The sequence below is a fragment of the Pseudomonas neuropathica genome (assembly GCF_051174785.1).
Lineage (GTDB): Bacteria > Pseudomonadota > Gammaproteobacteria > Pseudomonadales > Pseudomonadaceae > Aquipseudomonas > Aquipseudomonas neuropathica_A.
This window is the reverse complement of sequence record NZ_CP195111.1, coordinates 1,091,668-1,110,355: the sequence shown is the minus strand read 5'-3', so window position 1 is coordinate 1,110,355 and position 18,688 is coordinate 1,091,668. Positions and strand designations below refer to the sequence as shown.

Annotated in this window: 15 protein-coding genes and 4 tRNA genes; 14 read left to right on the top strand and 5 right to left on the bottom strand. The window is 57.8% G+C overall.

Going from position 1 to position 18,688, the window contains the following annotated elements; all coding sequences use genetic code 11:
• Positions 1-85: 85 nt before the first annotated feature.
• Both ACRRSD_RS05055 and ACRRSD_RS05050 read left to right on the top strand, forming a co-directional pair.
• Entirely contained in the window at positions 86-292 is a 207-nt protein-coding gene (locus ACRRSD_RS05055; protein ID WP_122597353.1) for a DUF6021 family protein, read from the top strand.
• Positions 293-304: 12 nt separating this feature from the next.
• A complete protein-coding gene (locus ACRRSD_RS05050) occupies positions 305-511 on the top strand; it encodes a hypothetical protein (RefSeq protein WP_435037348.1) in 207 nt (68 codons plus the stop codon).
• 53 nt (positions 512-564) lie between these two features.
• Here ACRRSD_RS05050 and pbpG read toward each other — a convergent pair whose 3' ends face one another.
• Together pbpG and folD are read right to left on the bottom strand one after the other, a co-directional pair.
• Positions 565-1,503: a D-alanyl-D-alanine endopeptidase gene (gene pbpG, locus ACRRSD_RS05045; protein WP_435037347.1), complete on the bottom strand. Its 939-nt coding sequence runs from the start codon at positions 1,501-1,503 to the stop codon at positions 565-567.
• 231 nt (positions 1,504-1,734) lie between these two features.
• Positions 1,735-2,589: a bifunctional methylenetetrahydrofolate dehydrogenase/methenyltetrahydrofolate cyclohydrolase FolD gene (folD, locus tag ACRRSD_RS05040; protein WP_038362797.1), complete on the bottom strand. Its 855-nt coding sequence runs from the start codon at positions 2,587-2,589 to the stop codon at positions 1,735-1,737.
• A 275-nt stretch (positions 2,590-2,864) separates the two neighbouring features.
• Between folD and ACRRSD_RS05035 the strand changes: the two genes are divergently transcribed.
• The 10 genes from ACRRSD_RS05035 to ACRRSD_RS04990 all read left to right on the top strand — a co-directional run bounded on the left by ACRRSD_RS05035 (position 2,865) and on the right by ACRRSD_RS04990 (position 12,262).
• Positions 2,865-2,941, top strand: a tRNA-Arg gene (locus ACRRSD_RS05035).
• 32 nt (positions 2,942-2,973) lie between these two features.
• Positions 2,974-3,049: transfer RNA gene (locus ACRRSD_RS05030), tRNA-His, on the top strand.
• A 56-nt stretch (positions 3,050-3,105) separates the two neighbouring features.
• Positions 3,106-3,190 (top strand) — tRNA-Leu (locus ACRRSD_RS05025).
• A gap of 77 nt (positions 3,191-3,267) precedes the next feature.
• A tRNA-His gene (locus ACRRSD_RS05020) sits at positions 3,268-3,343 on the top strand.
• A 402-nt stretch (positions 3,344-3,745) separates the two neighbouring features.
• Entirely contained in the window at positions 3,746-5,056 is a 1,311-nt protein-coding gene (gene tig, locus ACRRSD_RS05015) for a trigger factor (protein ID WP_134178293.1), read from the top strand.
• Positions 5,057-5,149: 93 nt separating this feature from the next.
• Positions 5,150-5,785 carry an ATP-dependent Clp endopeptidase proteolytic subunit ClpP gene (gene clpP / locus ACRRSD_RS05010; protein ID WP_007951559.1) on the top strand — a complete coding sequence of 212 codons (636 nt, stop codon included), beginning with the start codon at positions 5,150-5,152 and terminating at the stop codon, positions 5,783-5,785.
• A 112-nt stretch (positions 5,786-5,897) separates the two neighbouring features.
• Positions 5,898-7,181 (top strand): ATP-dependent Clp protease ATP-binding subunit ClpX, encoded by a 1,284-nt coding sequence (gene clpX, locus ACRRSD_RS05005; RefSeq protein ID WP_003223632.1) that lies wholly within the window; start codon positions 5,898-5,900, stop codon positions 7,179-7,181.
• 163 nt (positions 7,182-7,344) lie between these two features.
• Positions 7,345-9,741, top strand: coding sequence for an endopeptidase La (gene lon / locus ACRRSD_RS05000; protein ID WP_435037346.1), 2,397 nt, complete (start codon positions 7,345-7,347; stop codon positions 9,739-9,741).
• Positions 9,742-9,889: 148 nt separating this feature from the next.
• Entirely contained in the window at positions 9,890-10,162 is a 273-nt protein-coding gene (locus ACRRSD_RS04995) for an HU family DNA-binding protein (protein WP_003183171.1), read from the top strand.
• A gap of 228 nt (positions 10,163-10,390) precedes the next feature.
• Positions 10,391-12,262, top strand: coding sequence for a SurA N-terminal domain-containing protein (locus ACRRSD_RS04990; RefSeq protein ID WP_435037345.1), 1,872 nt, complete (start codon positions 10,391-10,393; stop codon positions 12,260-12,262).
• A 631-nt stretch (positions 12,263-12,893) separates the two neighbouring features.
• Here the strand turns inward: ACRRSD_RS04990 and ACRRSD_RS04985 are convergent.
• A complete protein-coding gene (locus ACRRSD_RS04985; protein WP_435037344.1) occupies positions 12,894-14,099 on the bottom strand; it encodes an MFS transporter in 1,206 nt (401 codons plus the stop codon).
• 118 nt (positions 14,100-14,217) lie between these two features.
• On the opposite strand from ACRRSD_RS04985, the gene ACRRSD_RS04980 reads away from it, so the two are divergent.
• Both ACRRSD_RS04980 and ACRRSD_RS04975 read left to right on the top strand, forming a co-directional pair.
• On the top strand, positions 14,218-15,117 hold the full coding sequence (locus ACRRSD_RS04980; RefSeq protein WP_435037343.1) for a LysR family transcriptional regulator: 900 nt from the start codon (positions 14,218-14,220) through the stop codon (positions 15,115-15,117).
• Positions 15,118-15,209: 92 nt separating this feature from the next.
• Positions 15,210-16,064 carry a DUF2242 domain-containing protein gene (locus tag ACRRSD_RS04975; RefSeq protein ID WP_435037342.1) on the top strand — a complete coding sequence of 285 codons (855 nt, stop codon included), beginning with the start codon at positions 15,210-15,212 and terminating at the stop codon, positions 16,062-16,064.
• Positions 16,065-16,474: 410 nt separating this feature from the next.
• Here the strand turns inward: ACRRSD_RS04975 and ACRRSD_RS04970 are convergent, their stop codons facing one another.
• Together ACRRSD_RS04970 and ACRRSD_RS04965 are read right to left on the bottom strand one after the other, a co-directional pair.
• A complete protein-coding gene (locus ACRRSD_RS04970; protein ID WP_435037341.1) occupies positions 16,475-17,515 on the bottom strand; it encodes an AraC family transcriptional regulator in 1,041 nt (346 codons plus the stop codon).
• A gap of 3 nt (positions 17,516-17,518) precedes the next feature.
• Positions 17,519-18,649 carry a carbon-nitrogen hydrolase family protein gene (locus tag ACRRSD_RS04965; protein ID WP_435037340.1) on the bottom strand — a complete coding sequence of 377 codons (1,131 nt, stop codon included), beginning with the start codon at positions 18,647-18,649 and terminating at the stop codon, positions 17,519-17,521.
• Positions 18,650-18,688 lie beyond the last annotated feature (39 nt).

The following is an 18,688-nucleotide window of genomic DNA, read 5'->3' as shown; positions in this document are numbered from 1 at the left end:
CCGTTCGTCATTTGCCGGGCACGACTGCGCCCGGCAAGCCTCCTACGAATAGAGCCCGTGTTCTGCGGGTGAATCAGGAGGAGACATGACCAATTCCCAAGCACCGAAAGGCCCGCACTCGTCCGAGCATTCTTCGGGGGATGATCTGGGGTTTGATCCGGACTCGCCCGACCTCGATGATCCGCAAGTCGATCCTGTCGGTCCCGCCAAGGCGCCCCTCGATGTTGAGCCGGGCGAGGACGCTAAGAAGCCCGCTAAACCCTATGATCCACTGGCTAATCTGAAACCTTGATGGGAGGTGCGTATGAGTACCGATTCAAGCTTCGATGACCATAAACCGGACAGCGTGCCTACTACGCCAGAGCCGGAGATTGATCCGGTGCTGGACCCGGACAGCCCGCTGCGCGACCCAATGGCCCGGCCTAATGTGCTGACCCCCGAGCCTTCGCGCGATCCGAGTGCAGGCGATGGCATTCCCGATGACGACAAGATGCCGCTGCCCAATGACTGATTCGCAGATGAAAAAAAGCCCCGAAGGTTCGGGGCTTTTTCTTCTGCGATGAGTTACTTGGACGCTTCAACCACGCCGCTCTGGCGCGATTTGAGGTTTTTTTGCGCCTTGTATTGCTGAGCCACCGCTGGAACGTTGGCGCTTCGGCCGGTTTCCACCCAGCTGCGGATGCGGCTGGCATCGGCAAAATGGGTGTACTTGCCGAATGCGTCGAGAATCACCAAAGCGACCGGGCGATTGCCCATTTTCGTCACCAGCACCAGGCAATGCCCGGCGGGGTTAGTGAAGCCGGTTTTAGTGATCTTGATGTCCCAGTCGGCTTTATTGACCAAGTGATCGGTATTACGGAAACCCAGGGTGTAATTGGGTTTACGGAACGACACGGTTTTTTCCTTGGTGGTGGTCAGTTCGCTGAGGAGCGGGTACTTGTGCGCGGCCACCAGCAGCTTGCTCAGGTCGCGGGCGGTGGAAACGTTACGCTCCGACAGGCCTGTCGGCTCGACGAAGTGCGTGCTGGTCATGCCCAGTGCCTTGGCCTTGGCGTTCATCGCCGCGATAAAGGCGGCGTAGCCTCCCGGATAGTGGTGCGCGAGGCTGGCGGCTGCGCGGTTCTCCGAAGACATCAAGGCGATCAGCAGCATCTCGCGACGCGGCAGTTCACTCTTGAGTTTGACTCGGGAGAACACACCGCGCATTTCCGGTGTGTTGCTGATATCGACATTGATCCATTCGTCCATGTTCTGCCGGGCTTCAACCACAATAAGTCCGGTCATCAACTTGCTGACAGAAGCGATCGGCACGATCACGTCAGGGTTGCTGGAGTAGATGACTTTATTGGTCTGCATATCCATGAGCAGGGCGCTGCCGGAGGCGATCTTCAGGCTCGAAGCGTCACGGGGGGCAGCGGTGGTCTCCGCAGCGTTGATCGTTGGCGTGATGAATGTGCCTGTAAAAGCAAAAAACAGGCTCAGAATCGAAAGACGAATTTTCACGCGGGCGAACTCATAAAAGTTGGATATTCCGTTAGTTTGTAACGGGTTATTTCTTCAAAGCGTCGCATTCTAGGAGTATGGCTGAAGATCTGTCGATGGTTGTTTGAGTGACCTGAAAATCTCGTGAAAAGGCCTGTAAAAATAGGGGTTTCCGGCGAACGGTTACAGTTTTTTCTCAGGCATGAAAAAACCCGCACAAGGCGGGTTTCTTCTTGGCGCTGAGAGTACCGATCAGGCGTGCAGGGTTTCTGCCGCATAGAGGGTGTTTTCCAGCAGGCAGGCGCGGGTCATCGGACCGACGCCGCCCGGTACCGGCGTGATCCAGCCGGCGCGGGGCAGGGCGGTTTCGTAGACAACGTCACCGACCAGTTTGCCGTCGTCCTGACGGTTGATGCCGACGTCGATCACGATCGCGCCTTCCTTGATCCACTCGCCTTTGACCAGGCCCGGCTTGCCGGCGGCCACCACCACCAGATCGGCACGACCGACGTGGCCGGCCAGATCCTTGGTGAAGCGGTGGGTCACGGTCACGGTGCAACCGGCCAGCAGCAGTTCCATGGCCATCGGGCGACCGACGATGTTGGAAGCGCCGACCACCACTGCGTCCATGCCGTAAAGATCAGCGCCAGTGCTTTCCAGCAGCGTCATGATGCCTTTAGGGGTGCATGGGCGCAGCAGCGGAATGCGTTGGGCCAGACGACCGACGTTATAAGGATGGAAACCGTCGACGTCTTTGTCCGGACGGATGCGCTCCAGAAGTTTGGAGGCATCCAGATGCTCGGGCAGCGGCAATTGAAGCAGGATGCCGTCGATTGCAGGGTCGTCGTTGAGGCGATCGATCAGATCGGTCAACGCGTCTTGCGTGGTGTCAGAGGGCAGGTCGTAGGCTTGAGAGAGGAAGCCAACCTCTTCACAGTCTTTACGCTTGTGCGAGACATAAACCTGAGAGGCAGGATCGCTGCCGACCAGGATCACCGCGAGGCCGGGAGTGCGCAGGCCTTGCTGGCGACGCTCGGCAACTCGTTGGGCGATCTGCTGGCGCAGGCTGGCGGCGATCGATTTGCCGTCGATTAGTTGTGCAGTCATTGCGCGTGATTAACCATCGAGAGGGGAAAAAAAGAGAACGCATTCTCGCATGTCGAGCGGTGAGGGCAAAGGCGCTTGGTCAGCAAATTCCTCTAACTCCTTTAATTAAATGAATTTTTTTCAAAAAGGATTTGACGACCTTCGGAGCGCTCTATACTATTCGTCGCACTTGTCGGGCACAGCCTAGCACTGGTTAAGAAGGTGAAGCGGAATCAAGGTTCTGCGACACTGGAAAGCACTTAGTTTGTAGTCCTTTAAGAGTACAGATTAACAAGGCGCCCGTAGCTCAGCTGGATAGAGCATCCGCCTTCTAAGCGGATGGTCGCAGGTTCGAGTCCTGCCGGGTGCGCCATTAGGCAGCTTTGGCACAAGTAACGCGATATGGTGGGCGTAGCTCAGTTGGTAGAGCACGGGATTGTGACTCCCGTTGTCGTGGGTTCGATCCCCATCGTCCACCCCATATTTCGAAAGGCGCCAGATGTAACAGTCTGGCGCCTTTGCTTTAAAGCTTCACCTGCGGATGTGGTGGAATTGGTAGACACACTGGATTTAGGTTCCAGCGCCGCGAGGCGTAAGAGTTCGAGTCTCTTCATCCGCACCAATTAAAGCTTCATTCATGTCTTCGGGCTGGTGAGGTTTCAACAAAGAAGTTGTTTGGCTTTTTTGTTACGCAATATGGTGGGCGTAGCTCAGTTGGTAGAGCACGGGATTGTGACTCCCGTTGTCGTGGGTTCGATCCCCATCGTCCACCCCATATTTCGAAAGGCGCCAGATTTAACAGTCTGGCGCCTTTTTTGTTTTAGCGGTTCTGAAAACCGGCGATTGCCGGTTTCGGAGCGCAGGGGCAGGGCGCTTCATCGTATTTATGTTGCTCGATGCTGCTGCGCTGCTCGCCGAGCTTGCTTGCAAGAACGGTCGTCAGGGACTGATTGGCAGTCTCTTCTATATATAGAAGCGGTTGGCGCAGAGCCCTGGCGTGATTGGTTGTATTCGCCTGTGGGGCGCGCTGCACTGGTGTGGCGGCCTCTATTAAATGCCTGCTGTTTTTTTACCCGTTTTCAGTAGGGTGACTTCTTGAGTTTGACCCACTAGAATGCATGCCCTTGATTCTGGGGTCGGAAACGGCCGGCTAACGTCTGTGCAACGAGGAATATCCATGCAAGTTTCTGTTGAAAATACTACTGCTCTCGAGCGCCGCATGAGCGTCACCGTGCCGGCAGAGCGCATCGAGACTCAGGTCAACAAGCGTCTGCAGCAGACTGCCCAAAAGGCCAAGATTGCTGGCTTCCGTCCAGGCAAAGTGCCAATGAGCGAAATCAAGCGCCGTTTCGGTGCTGATGCTCGTCAGGAAGCGGTAGGCGACGTGATCCAGTCCTCCTTCTACGAAGCTGTGGTTGAGCAGAAGCTGAACCCTGCTGGTTCGCCATCGATCGAGCCGAAGTCGCTCGAAGCTGGCAAAGACCTGGAATACGTTGCTGTATTCGAAGTGTTCCCTGAGTTCACCGTTGCCGGTTTCGAAGGCATCACTGTTGAGCGCCTGAGCGCTGACGTGGCTGACGCTGACCTGGACAAAATGCTCGACATCCTGCGCAAGCAGAACACCCGTTTTGAAGTGGCCGATCGTGCTGCCCAGAACGAAGACCAGCTGAACATCGATTTCGTTGGCAAGGTTGACGGCGAAGTATTCGCTGGCGGCTCCGCCAAAGGCACTCAGCTGGTACTGGGTTCCGGCCGCATGATCCCAGGCTTCGAAGAAGGTCTGGTGGGTGCAAAGGCCGGCGAAGAACGCGTTCTGAACCTGACCTTCCCAGAGGACTATCAGAACCTCGACCTGGCTGGCAAAACCGCCGAGTTCACCGTGACTGTGAACACTGTTTCCGAGCCTAAGCTGCCTGAGCTGAACGAAGAGTTCTTCGCTCAATTCGGCATCAAGGAAAGCGGCATCGACGGTTTCCGCACCGAAGTTCGCAAGAACATGGAGCGTGAACTGCGTCAGGCGATCAAATCCAAGGTAAAAAATCAGGTTATGGATGGTCTGCTGGCCACCAACCCGATCGAAGTACCAAAGGCTCTGCTGTCCAACGAAGTTGACCGTCTGCGCGTGCAGGCCGTTCAGCAGTTCGGCGGCAACATCAAGCCTGATCAACTGCCGGCCGAGCTGTTCGAAGAGCAAGCCAAGCGCCGCGTTGTGCTGGGTCTGATCGTCGCTGAAGTGGTCAAGCAGTTCGACCTCAAGCCTGACGAAGCTCGCGTTCGCGAAATGATTCAGGAAATGGCTTCCGCTTACCAGGAGCCTGAGCAGGTCGTGTCGTGGTACTACAAAAACGAGCAGCAGCTGAACGAAGTGCGTTCGGTTGTGCTGGAAGAACAAGTTGTGGATACTGTTCTGCAGAAAGCTAGTGTGACCGACAAAGCGGTCTCTTACGAAGAAGCAGTCAAGCCGGTAGAAGCTCCAACAGCCGACTGATTGATTTTGCGTTAAGAAGTACACACCATAAGCCAGCTCTCGAGCTGGCTTATGCGTATTCAAGACATAACTATTTGGGAGCGACTGCAGAGCATGTTCCGTAATTCTTATATTCAGCAGAACTCTGATATCCAGGCCGCCGGCGGCCTGGTCCCGATGGTTGTCGAGCAATCTGCTCGTGGCGAACGCGCCTATGACATCTATTCGCGCCTGCTCAAGGAGCGAGTGATCTTTCTGGTTGGTCCGGTAGAGGACTACATGGCCAACCTGATCTGCGCGCAACTGCTGTTCCTTGAAGCGGAAAACCCGGACAAGGACATCCATCTCTACATCAACTCCCCGGGCGGTTCGGTGACAGCGGGCATGTCGATCTACGACACTATGCAGTTCATCAAACCGAACGTATCGACCACCTGCATCGGCCAGGCCTGCAGCATGGGTGCATTCCTGCTGACCGCAGGTGCCCCGGGCAAGCGTTTCTGCCTGCCGAACTCGCGCGTGATGATTCACCAGCCACTGGGCGGTTTCCAGGGCCAGGCATCGGACATCGAAATCCACGCCAAGGAAATCCTTTTCATTCGCGAGCGCCTGAACACGCTGATGGCCAAGCACAGCGGGCGTACTCTGGAAGAAATCGAGCGCGATACCAATCGCGACAACTTCATGAGTGCAGAAGCTGCGAAGGAATATGGCCTGATCGACGAAGTGATCAACCAGCGCCCAGCTTAAAATAAGCAGCTCAAAATAGGCTTGGTCGGCTTGTCTGATCAGCGGCGGGCTTGAAAAAGCCCGCAATAGCCTTCATCTTGTGTTGCAAGCCTATCGGATTTGGATCGAACGAATGACTGACACCCGCAACGGCGAGGACAACGGCAAGCTGCTCTATTGCTCCTTCTGTGGCAAAAGCCAGCATGAAGTGCGCAAATTGATTGCCGGCCCCTCGGTCTTTATCTGCGACGAGTGCGTCGACCTGTGCAATGACATCATCCGTGAGGAGGTGCAGGAAGCCCAGGCCGAAAGCAGCGCGCATAAATTGCCTTCGCCTAAAGAAATCAGCGGCATCCTTGACCAGTACGTCATTGGTCAGGAGCGTGCGAAAAAGGTTTTGGCCGTAGCGGTGTACAACCACTACAAGCGCCTGAACCAGCGTGACAAGAAGGCTGACGACGTCGAACTCGGCAAGAGCAACATCCTGCTGATCGGCCCGACAGGCTCCGGTAAAACCCTGCTGGCCGAAACACTGGCCCGCTTGCTGAACGTTCCGTTCACCATCGCCGACGCAACCACCCTCACCGAGGCGGGTTACGTGGGTGAAGATGTCGAGAACATCATTCAGAAGCTGCTGCAGAAGTGCGATTACGACGTAGAGAAGGCCCAGATGGGTATTGTCTACATCGACGAAATCGACAAGATTTCCCGCAAGTCCGACAACCCGTCGATCACCCGGGACGTTTCCGGTGAAGGCGTGCAACAGGCCTTGCTGAAGTTGATCGAAGGCACGGTCGCTTCCGTACCACCGCAAGGTGGTCGCAAGCACCCGCAGCAGGAATTCCTGCAGGTCGACACCCGTAACATCCTGTTCATCTGCGGTGGTGCGTTCTCTGGTCTGGAAAAGGTTATTCAAAACCGTTCCACCAAAGGCGGCATCGGTTTCAACGCAGAAGTGCGCAGCAAGGAAGAAGGCAAGAAAGTCGGTGAATCCCTGCGTGAAGTCGAGCCTGACGATCTGGTCAAGTTCGGTCTGATCCCGGAATTTGTCGGTCGTCTGCCGGTCCTCGCGACGCTGGACGAGCTGGATGAGGCTGCGCTGATGCAGATCCTCACCGAGCCGAAAAATGCTCTGACCAAACAGTATGCCAAGCTGTTCGAGATGGAAGGCGTGGATCTGGAGTTCCGCACAGACGCGCTGAAGTCGGTCGCCAAGCGTGCCCTGGAACGTAAAACCGGTGCCCGTGGTCTGCGTTCGATTCTCGAAGGTGTACTGCTCGACACGATGTATGAAATCCCCTCGCAGTCCGAGGTGAGCAAAGTCGTGATCGATGAAAGCGTGATCGAAGGCAAGTCCAAGCCACTGTATATCTACGAAAACAGTGAGCCGACGGCCAAGGCAGCGCCGGACGCTTAAGCGTCCAGTCTGCTGGAATAAAGAAGGGGCCTTCGGGCCTCTTTTTTTTTATGTCATTTTTTACATCCGCTTTGCGCTTGTTTTTTTTCAAGGCTGCCCCCATCTTGGTTTCAAGCTCAATTCCATCTGATTACGGCCATATGGCCGCCGTAGAGGCGAAATCATGAAGACAACCATCGAATTGCCTCTCCTGCCATTGCGTGATGTCGTGGTTTATCCGCACATGGTTATCCCGCTGTTCGTGGGGCGCGAGAAATCCATCGAAGCCCTCGAGGCCGCGATGACGGGCGACAAGCAGATCCTCCTGCTGGCCCAGAGAAACCCGGCTGACGACGATCCCGGTGAAGACGCTCTCTATCGCGTAGGTACCATCGCCACTGTTCTACAACTGCTCAAGCTGCCTGACGGCACCGTCAAGGTTCTGGTCGAGGGTGAGCAACGCGGCACCGTCGAGCGCTTCAGCGAAGTCGACGGCCACTGCCGTGCCGAAGTCTCGTTGATCGAAGAAGTCGACGCTGCCGAGCGCGAATCCGAAGTGTTCGTGCGCACATTGCTGTCGCAGTTCGAACAATACGTACAGCTGGGCAAGAAAGTCCCGGCTGAAGTCCTGTCGTCGCTCAACAGCATCGATGAGCCGGGTCGCCTGGTCGACACCATGGCGGCGCACATGGCGCTGAAAATCGAGCAGAAGCAGGAAATTCTCGAAATCATCGATTTGTCGGCTCGTGTTGAACACGTGCTGGCCTTGCTGGACGCCGAGATCGACCTGCTGCAAGTCGAAAAACGCATTCGTGGTCGCGTCAAAAAACAAATGGAGCGCAGTCAGCGCGAGTACTACCTGAATGAGCAGATGAAGGCCATTCAGAAAGAGCTCGGCGACAGCGACGAAGGCCACAACGAAATCGAAGACTTGAAGAAGCGTATCGACGCTGCCGGTCTGCCGAAAGACGCGTTGGCCAAAGCCACTGCCGAGCTGAACAAGCTCAAGCAAATGTCGCCGATGTCCGCTGAGGCCACCGTGGTGCGCTCGTACATCGACTGGCTGGTGCAAGTGCCGTGGAAGGCGCAGAGCAAAGTACGTCTGGACCTGGCGCGCGCAGAAGACATTCTCGATGCCGATCACTACGGGCTCGAAGAGGTCAAGGAACGTATCCTTGAATACCTCGCGGTGCAAAAACGCGTGAAAAAAATCCGTGGCCCGGTGTTGTGCCTGGTCGGTCCTCCGGGCGTAGGTAAAACCTCGCTGGCAGAGTCGATTGCACACGCTACCAACCGCAAATTCGTACGCATGGCCCTCGGTGGCGTGCGTGATGAAGCGGAAATTCGCGGTCACCGTCGGACTTACATCGGTTCGATGCCGGGAAGATTGATTCAAAAGATGACAAAAGTGGGTGTGCGCAACCCGCTGTTCCTGCTCGATGAAATCGACAAAATGGGCAGCGACATGCGTGGCGACCCGGCGTCGGCGTTGCTCGAAGTACTCGATCCTGAGCAGAACCACAACTTCAACGACCATTATCTGGAAGTCGATTACGACCTCTCGGATGTGATGTTCCTGTGCACCTCGAACTCGATGAACATTCCGCCGGCGCTGCTCGACCGGATGGAAGTGATCCGTCTGCCGGGCTACACCGAAGACGAGAAGATCAACATCGCGGTCAAATACCTCTCGCCAAAACAGATCACCGCTAACGGTCTGAAAAAGGGCGAGCTGGAATTCGACGCTGAAGCGATCCGCGACATCATCCGTTACTACACCCGTGAAGCCGGTGTGCGTGGCCTCGAACGTCAGATCGCCAAGGTCTGCCGCAAGGCCGTTAAAGAGCACGCGCTGGAAAAACGCTTCTCGGTGAAAGTGACAGCTGATCTGCTCGAGCACTTCCTCGGAGTGCGCAAATTCCGCTACGGTCTGGCCGAACAGCAGGATCAGATCGGTCAGGTGACCGGCCTTGCCTGGACGCAGGTGGGCGGCGAATTGCTGACCATCGAAGCCGCGGTTGTGCCGGGTAAAGGGCAATTGATCAAGACCGGTTCGCTGGGCGACGTGATGGTCGAATCGATCACTGCCGCATTGACCGTAGTCCGCAGCCGTGCCAAAAGCCTGGGCATTCCCCTGGACTTCCACGAGAAGCGCGACACGCACATCCACATGCCGGAAGGGGCGACCCCGAAGGACGGCCCTAGCGCTGGTGTAGGCATGTGCACGGCGCTGGTGTCGGCATTGACCGGGATTCCGGTGCGCGCTGATGTGGCCATGACCGGCGAAATTACTTTGCGTGGTCAGGTGCTGGCGATTGGCGGTCTGAAGGAAAAACTGCTGGCGGCTCACCGCGGCGGAATCAAGATTGTGATTATTCCGGAAGAGAACGTGCGTGATCTGAAGGAGATTCCTGACAATATCAAGCAGGATCTGCAGATTAAACCGGTTAAATGGATTGACGAGGTCCTGCAAATTGCGCTGCAATACGCGCCGGAGCCCTTGCCGGATGTGGCTCCGGAGATAGTTGCCAAGGACGAAAAACGTGAGTCTGACTCTAAGGAAAGAATTAGCACGCATTAATACGCTTTTGCCTGGGGGGCTTCCTTGACAGTTTTTTAGAGCCCTTGTTATAAAGCGGCTCTTAAGTGTCTGTAGGCCATTCAGCACTCGTTTTTGCTTTCACCAAAAAACTTAGAATCATCTCAAAATAGATATAAGGGGACTTAGAGTGAACAAGTCGGAACTGATTGATGCTATCGCTGCATCCGCTGATATCCCGAAAGCTGCTGCTGGCCGTGCGCTGGACGCTGTAATCGAATCCGTCACTGGCGCTCTGAAGGCTGGCGACTCCGTTGTTCTGGTTGGTTTCGGTACTTTCTCCGTGACGGACCGCCCGGCTCGTACCGGTCGTAACCCTCAGACCGGCAAGACTCTGGAAATCCCGGCTGCCAAGAAGCCAGGTTTCAAAGCCGGTAAAGCACTGAAAGAAGCTGTTAACTAAGTTTTCAGGTTTTTACCCATCCGGGTCGGGGTCATGCCTGACTTGGCAGCGGAGCGGTAGAGCAGGTAGCTGAAACAGTTGCCTGTAACGCCGGGATCGAGGGTTCGAGCCCTGTCCGCTCCGCCAGTTACGAGAAGGCGCATCCTCGGATGCGCCTTTCTTCTATCCGGATTCTACCCACGCTCCACGGTTGCCTAATTTTGAAGTTCAACCGTTTCTGGGGGACGCATGCTGCAGAATATCAGGGACAATTCACAAGGCTGGATTGCCAAGACCATTATCGGGGTCATCGTTGCACTGATGGCTCTGACCGGTTTCGACGCCATTTTCCAGGCCACGACTCACAAGAATGAGGCGGCCAAGGTCAACGGTGAAGAAATCAGCCAGAACGAGCTGAGCCAGGCCGTTGATATGCAACGCCGTCAGCTGATGCAACAGCTGGGCAAAGACTTCGATGCTTCTTTGCTCGACGAAAAAATGCTCCGCGAATCGGCTCTCAAGGGCCTGATCGATCGCAAGTTGCTGCTGCAAGGCGCCGAACAAGCGAAATTCGCTTTTTCCGAAGGCGCACTGGATCAAGTGATCCTGCAGACGCCTGAATTCCAGGTGGACGGCAAGTTCAGCTCCGAGCGCTTCGACCAGGTGATCCGTCAACTGGGTTACAGCCGTATGCAATTCCGCCAGATGCTGGCTCAGGAAATGCTGATCGGCCAACTGCGTGCCGGTGTGGCGGGTAGCGGTTTCGTCACCGACGTCGAAGTGCTGGCGTTCGCCCGTCTGGAAAAACAGACCCGCGATTTCGCTACCCTGAACGTCAAGGCTGACCCAGCGGCGGTCAAACTGACCGACGACGAAGTCAAGGCTTACTACGACGAACACGCCAAGGAGTTCATGACTCCGGATCAAGTGATCATCGATTATGTAGAGCTGAAGAAGTCCTCGTTCTTCGATCAGGTCGCGGTGAAGGACGAAGACCTGCAGGCGGCGTATCAGAAAGAGATCGCCAACCTGTCGGAACAGCGTCGTGCCGCGCACATTCTCATTGAAGTGAACGACAAGACCACCGAGGCTCAGGCCAAAGCGAAGATCGACGAAATCCAGGCGCGTCTGGCCAAGGGCGAGAAGTTCGAAGCGCTGGCCAAAGAGTTCTCGCAGGATCCGGGTTCGGCCAACAATGGCGGTGACCTCGGTTATGCAGGCCCGGGCGTTTACGACCCGGCGTTCGAAAAAGCCTTGTACTCCCTGTCGAAAGACCAGGTGTCCGAGCCGATTCGTACTGACTTCGGTTACCACTTGATCAAGCTGTTGGGTGTGGAAGCGCCTGAAGTGCCGACTCTGGCCAGCCTGAAAGACAAGCTGACCCGCGAGCTGAAAGCCGCACAGGTCGAGCAGCGTTTCGTCGAGGCGACCAAGCAACTGGAAGACTCCGCGTTCGAAGCGTCTGACCTGGCTCAGCCAGCGGCGGATCTGAAGCTGACCGTGCACACCTCCAAGCCGTTCGGCCGTGAGGGTGGCGAAGGTGTTGCGGCCAACCGTGCCGTGGTCACCGCTGCGTTCAGCACTGAAGTGATCGACGAAGGTGCCAACAGCACCGCCATCGAGCTGGATCCGGAAACCGTGATCGTGCTGCGTTCCAAGGAGCACCTCAAGCCTGCGCAATTGCCGCTGGAAAGCGTGAATGCGGCGATCCGCACTCAGTTGACCAAAGAGCACGCCAGCGCGGCTGCCAAGACCAAGGCCGAGAAGCTGATTGCTGATCTGCGTGATGGCAAGGCGCCGTTGGACAAGGCAGTCGAGGGTCAGAACTGGAAAACCACTGAAGCGGCCACCCGTGGTCAGGAAGGTGTTGATCCGGCGGTGCTGCAAGCGTTGTTCCGTATGCCGAAGCCGGCTGCCAAGGACAAGCCGACGTTCACCAGCGTGACGTTGGCGGATGGCAGCCTGATGATTGTGCGTCTGAACGGCGTTAACGAAGCGGCTGCGCCGACGGATGAAGAGAAGGTTCAGTATCGTCGTTTCCTTGCTTCGCGTGAGGGGCAGCAGGACTTTGCGGCGTATCGCAAGCAGTTGGAAGCTCAGGCTGAGATCAAGCGGTTTTGATGTCTGATTGAGCTGTGATGTGATGTGATGTGAAAGCCCTGGCCTGTATAGGTCGGGGCTTTTTTTTGGGCGTTGGGGCGTGGTGGCCTTTGGGCCGACCATGTTTTTGGGGTTTTGGGTGAATATCCGTTGTTTTGGGTGCGGCCGCTGGCGGTTTCGCTCTTACAGCGAGTCACCTTTTCCAAACGCCGAAAAGGTAACCGAAAAGGCTTTGCCCTGACGTTCGGCCCGCTCGCTGGGGCTCGGGGTTCCTTCGCTCCGGGATTGATCCGGTGGGCATCGCCTACGGTTTGCTTCGCTGCACCTCCTCTCGATGTGTTCGACTTCGTCGAACGGTCGTTCCGCCCCCGGATCAATCCCTCCACTCAGCCTGCCGACGGGCCTTCAGATCAAGATCAAGAGCTGCAGCCGAGCTAACGCTCATCCTGTTGAGTGGTGAGGAGCAAAAGCAGAATGCGTTCTGCTCTTGCTCTTCTGTGGGAGCGAGCCTGCTCGCGAAGGCGGCCAGACAGCCGACCTGTTTTTTGCGGATGTACTCATTCCAATTGTAGGAGTGAGCCTGCTCGCGATAGCGGTCTGCCAATCAACCCATTTCCTGCAGGCCGGAGCTGATTCAGCCGGGTATTCGGTCTCATCCCGCTCTTGGAAAACCGTGGCTCCTAGCGTTGACCGCCACAGACAATGTCAAAACCAACAAGCCTGCAACAATCCACGGGAATACCCCCACACCAAGGTTTTCCAGCAACAACCCACCCACCAACCCCCCGCCAGCAATCCCGACATTCCACAGCGTAACCAGCATCGATTGCGCCGTATCGGCAGCCCCTTTCGCAGCTTTCGCCGAGGCGGTTTGCAGCAGCGAGGGCATTGCACCAAACGCCAGTCCCCACACAGCGGTAGCGATGTAGATGACGCTCGGCGATTCGCGCCACAGGCCCAGTGCTATCGCGGACAGCATGAACAACCCGGCACTGATCAACACCAGTTCGCGCAACCAATGATCAATCAGGCTGCCGACGATCCACAGGCTCAGCACTGAAGCGAGGCCGAATACCAGTAGAACGCGGTCGACACTCGCATCTAGCCCGGAGGGTTGCAGGAAAGGCGCGATGTAGGTGTACAGCAGATTGTGCGCAACGACGTAGGTAAGGGTGACCAACAATACCGAGCGCACGCCCGGCAAGGTAAACACCTGACGCAGTGGCAAGCGCTTTCCCACGCGTTCGCCGGCGAAGTCTGGCACTTGCCAGCGTACCCAGATCACTAGCACAACGGTCAGCGCGGTCATGATGGCAAAGCTCAGGCGCCAGCCGACCAGGGCGCCGAGCAGGGTGCCTGCCGGTATTCCCAATGACAGTGCAATTGGCGCGCCGAGCATGGCCACGGTGATGGCGCGGCCTTGCAGGTGTGGGGCGACCATGCGGCTGGCGTAACCGGCCAGCAGCGCCCACAGCAAACCGGCAAATACGCCGGCGATAAAGCGTGCGATCAGGGTCAGCCAGTACAGCTCCGACAGGGCGGTGATGCTGTTGGCGATGGCAAAGCCGCCGATGGCGGACAGCAGCAGCGGTCTGCGGCGCCAGCCGCGGGTGGCGATCGTCAGGGGAATCGCTGCCAGTATCGAGCCGATCGCGTACAGCGTGACCAGTTGCCCGATCAGCGCCTGGGACACATTCAGGCTATTGCTCATCTGCGGCAACAGGCCGGCCGGCATGGCTTCGGTCATGACCGTAATGAATCCGGCGGTGGCCAGTGCCAAAAGGGCACCGAGGGGTAATCGCTCGTGGCGATCGACAGGGTGTTCAAGTGCGGGGCAACCGAGTTGGGCATCATTCATGAGCCGGCATCCATGTGCAAAGTTGACGAGGAGCACAGGGTAGGGCGCTGCACATCAGCGAAAAACGGGTTAAGGTTCCGAACATATCGGACACGGATGTCGTTAATGGGAGATTGGTATGGATAGCCTGGGCAGTATTTCGGTGTTTGTTCAGGTCGCTGAGACGCGCAGTTTCACTGAGGCTGGCCGACTGCAAGGGGTGTCATCGTCGGCGGTTGGCAAAAGTATCGCGCGGCTGGAAGCGCGACTCGGCGTGCGGTTGTTTCAACGCACCACTCGCAGCGTCACGCTGACTAGCGAAGGGGCGCTGTTTCTGGAGCGCTGTCGCAAGATCCTCGCGGAGGTCGAGGCGGCGGAGTTCGAGTTGTGCGATGCGGCGGCGAAACCCCATGGCAAGCTGCGCATCAGCCTGCCGCAGGTGCATGGCCTGGTAATGCCGGTCATGACCGAGTTCATGGCGTTGTACCCGCAGATTGAACTGGATCTGGATTTGACCGATCGTATGGTCGATGTGGTTGAAGAAGGTTTCGACGCCGTGATCCGCACCGGCAAGCCGCGGGATTCACGACTGATGGCGCGACCGTTGGGCGAGTTTCATATGGTGCTGGTGGCCAGTCCGGCTTATTTGCAGCAACACGGTGTGCCGCAAATGCCCGGCGATCTGGCGACTCACGCGTGCCTGCGGCATACGTTTCATGCCACCGGCAAACTGGAATCCTGGCCACTGATTCGCGTGGAGGGCGCCGCCGAGCCGACATTGCCGACCCGGCTGGTCAGTACGTCGATCGAGGCGGTGAGCCATGCGGTGCTGGCCGGTATGGGCATTGCCTGTCTGCCGGATTTCATGACCCGTGAGGCGGAGATGCAAGGTCGCTTGCAACGGGTGCTCGATGCGCATCTGCAGCACACGGGGCAGTTCTGGGTGCTATGGCCATCCAGTCGTCACGCCACGGCGAAATTGCGCGTGTTCATCGATCATCTGGCGTTGCGACTTTTTCCCGCAACTGACGGTCGATAGAGTTGTAACTGCTTTAAGACACTAATCCATGCGCCGCGGGGGCGTGATCTGTTGCACAATACGCCCCGGACTGTTTTCTCTCAGGATGTTCAATGTTGATTTCCACTCCCATGCGTGTTGTCGGGCTGGCGCTGTTGTTTACCGCTGTTGCCGGCTGTTCGAAAGACAAGCCGATGTATGAGCATGAGAACTTTGATGACTCCGGTACGTTTTCGCGCAATTACCCGGTAACCGACTCGGTCAGCTGCGAAGCGGCCCGGCGTGCGTTGCTCAGCCAGGGTTACATCATCACCAGCAGCGACCCGAAACTGGTCAGCGGCCACAAGAGTTTTCAGCAAACCGGCGATACCCACATGGAGATCAGCTTCAACGTGGTCTGCGCCGATGACGGCAGTGCCGGGCATCATGCGACGATGTTCGCCAACGCCTTGCAGGATCGCTACGCGCTGAAGAAAACCAACAACTCGGCCAGTCTCGGCGTGGGCGTGTTGGGTTCGGTGTCGATGCCGATCGGCTCGTCCGACGATTCGATGGTCAAGGTCGCCAGCGAGACGGTGACGTCGCAGAAGTTCTATGAGCGTTTTTTCACGTTAGTGGAATTGTTCCTGCCGGCGGATGCGAAGAAAGCGGCGCATATCGAAGAGAAGCCAAAGGCTGATCTGGGAGTGCCTGAGGTGAAGGCTGCTCCGGCTGCGCTGGTGCCGACTCCAATGCCTGCGCCCGCCGCAACCCCAGCACCTGCGGCGGAGCCCGCTCCCGCACCTGCCGAGGTCGCGCCAGTGACGTCTGAACCGGTTGCGCCACCGGCAGAGGCCGCGCCGATCACTCCGGCCCCGAGCGCAGAACCGGCGCCAGCATCGACGACCGAAACCATCACGCCACCGGCCAATCCGGATATTCCGCCGCCATCCGAGCCGATTCCGGCGATGCCAGCGTCCGGCCAATAACCAGCCTGACCCCAAATCCCTGTGGGAGCGAGCCTGCTCGCGAAGACGGACTTTCAGTCACCTATGTGCTGAATGGTCCGACGCCTTCGCGAGCAAGCTCGCTCCCACAGTGGTTTTTGGATTGCCTTAAATTTCGTTACATTCCCCTGACAAAATTCCCGCGATAAATTCCTGACCACCTGCTACGTTTTATTGATGAAGGCCGGGTTTCACTTTTCCTTCACACGAGCACGTTAAGCTCGAGGCACTGGGCATTTGCTCAGGCCCATTCAAGAGAGCAGCAGGGGGATTACACGATGGATGAATATCAAGAAGAGCTGCTCGAGTACCAGGCTTTTGAACTGGATCAACCCGAGCCCGCCGAAGACGCCACCGAGCTTTGACTTGCAGCTTGTAGCTCGCAGCTGCTGTTATGCCGTTTTGCGGTGACTGCGGCGGAATTCGCCCGGCGTCTGACCGCTCCAGCGTTTGAAGGCTCGCTGGAACGCTTCGGCTGAGGCAAACCCCAGCAGGTAAGCGATCTCGCCGAATGCCAGTTCGGTGTCGCGGATGTAGGTCATCGCCAGATCCCGGCGCGTGTCGTTGAGGATCGCGCGAAACTGCGTGCCTTCCTCGGCCAGTTTGCGCCGCAAGGTCCAGGTCGGCAGCTTCAGGCGTGCGGCCACTTCTTCCAGGTCGGGCTCCCGACCACCATTGAGCAACGGCCCCAATAGCTGAGTGATGCGTTCGCGCAGGCTGCGGGTTCGGGTCAACTGCTCCAGTTCCCGCTCACACAGTTGCAGCAGATGCCGCCAGGTACTCGGGCAATGCTCGGGGTTACGCAGTGCGAGGCTGTTGAGGTTCAGGCGCAGTTGATTGCGCTCGGCGCCGAACTGGATCGGGCAATCACCCAGCAAGCTATAAGACTCGCGGTAATCCGGCGCCTCGAATTCGATGTCGATGCGTTCAGCGCGCAGCGGTTCACGGCTGACACTGGAGAGCTGATGAAGCCACCCGGCGATGATCGAGTCCACCACAAAACGGTTATAGGCGTTGTACGGGCTGATCGAATAGAAACGCAGCCACGCGCCATGGGCGTCTTCGTGGAAACTGGACTGGCCACGATAGTTGGAACCGTATAGCGCCTCGAAACGGATCAGACAGCGCGCCGCCTCGCGCACGGTTGGCGCCTGTGCGGCGGTAACGCCGGCCAGCCCGGCCTGGCTGAGGCGACTGAGCTGGCCCATGCGCAAGCCCAGCGCCGAATCACCGGTCAACTGGATCGCCGCGTGGCCCAGGCGCATATAGCGCGGAATCGACAAGCGTGCCCCGGCCTCAGCCAGTCGCGCGGCGTCCAGCCCATATTGCTCCAGCAGCGGCTGCGGATCGACCGCATGACTGCGCACAGCATCGGCGAGACTGTGCACGAAGCCCACCGACAGATCCCCAAGACGCATCGGCAGCGGCTTCATGGCTTACAACCAGATGTTCAGCAAACGCGCGCCACGGGCCTCGCCATCGGCGAACTGCTGACCGTTGCTGCTGAGGAAACTCTGACCGGAACTGGCCTTGTCCCAGAACTGCCCGCGCAGAAACACGCTGATGCCGGCAATCGCCCGACTGCTTGGCGGCTGAGCGGTCAGCGTCAACCGATGCCAAGCCTGTCCTTCGGTGACTTCACCAGGTTTGAGGCTGACCGAGCCCGGCGTACTTGAACCCTTGTAGCCGCGCCACGGTTGGTTCCACGCACCCTGACCGAGCACCTGTGCCGGTACCGCGACCAGTTGTGCGCGTTGCTCGTCGAGTTGGCGGTAGTTGTCCGGATACCAACTGTCGCTGCCAATCAGCACGCCAAGGCGTCCGGCCGGAGTATCGACCACGTTGAGCAAGTGTTTGTCTGCGGCTTCGATCACTTCACGTTGATCGAACACCGGGTGCATCTGTCGCTGTGGCTGGCCAAGCGGCACACCATCGCGACCGAACACCACGCTGCTGTTGAACAGCGCGCCGCTGCCGGGCTTGAGCTGGCCGTCGCGGATGCTCGGTTCCGGCAGCACGATCGAACCCGCTACCAGCGTTACGTGAAACTCCTTGGCCAAGCCGCCGAACAGGGCTTGGTAATCCTTGGCCATCGCCTTGGATTTCATGCGCAGATACGCGTCATTGAGGCGGTCGCTGCCGGTGGCACTGAGCCAGGCGCGGGCGAACAACAACGGATTGCTCGCCGCCAGCCAGTTCATCGCCTCGGCGAAGGTCGGGGCCTGATACAGCTCGTCTTTCTCGCCGCTGAGCAGCAGCCAGGTGCCGACGTTCTCCGGCAACACCACGACGGTTTTATCGTTCAGCAGGCCTTGATCCTGGGCTTGCTGCAGATAAGCCGCGAGTTTGCGGTGCAAACGCTCGGTGTTTTGATAGTCGGTGGGAAACAGTTCGGGCTGGATGCCCAGCAGATTGCCGCGGTCGGCGGGGCTGCCCAGATCGACCGCGACATTAATGCGTAAGTCCGACAGGTAATGCCCCGCCGGCCGGTCCGCCGCCCACATGGCGTAGGTGGTCAGGGCGGCGACAAGGGCCATGGAGAAGAACAGGTACAAAAGTTTGCGCATGAAAACCAACAGCTACCGGGTACAGGGTATGGCGACTAG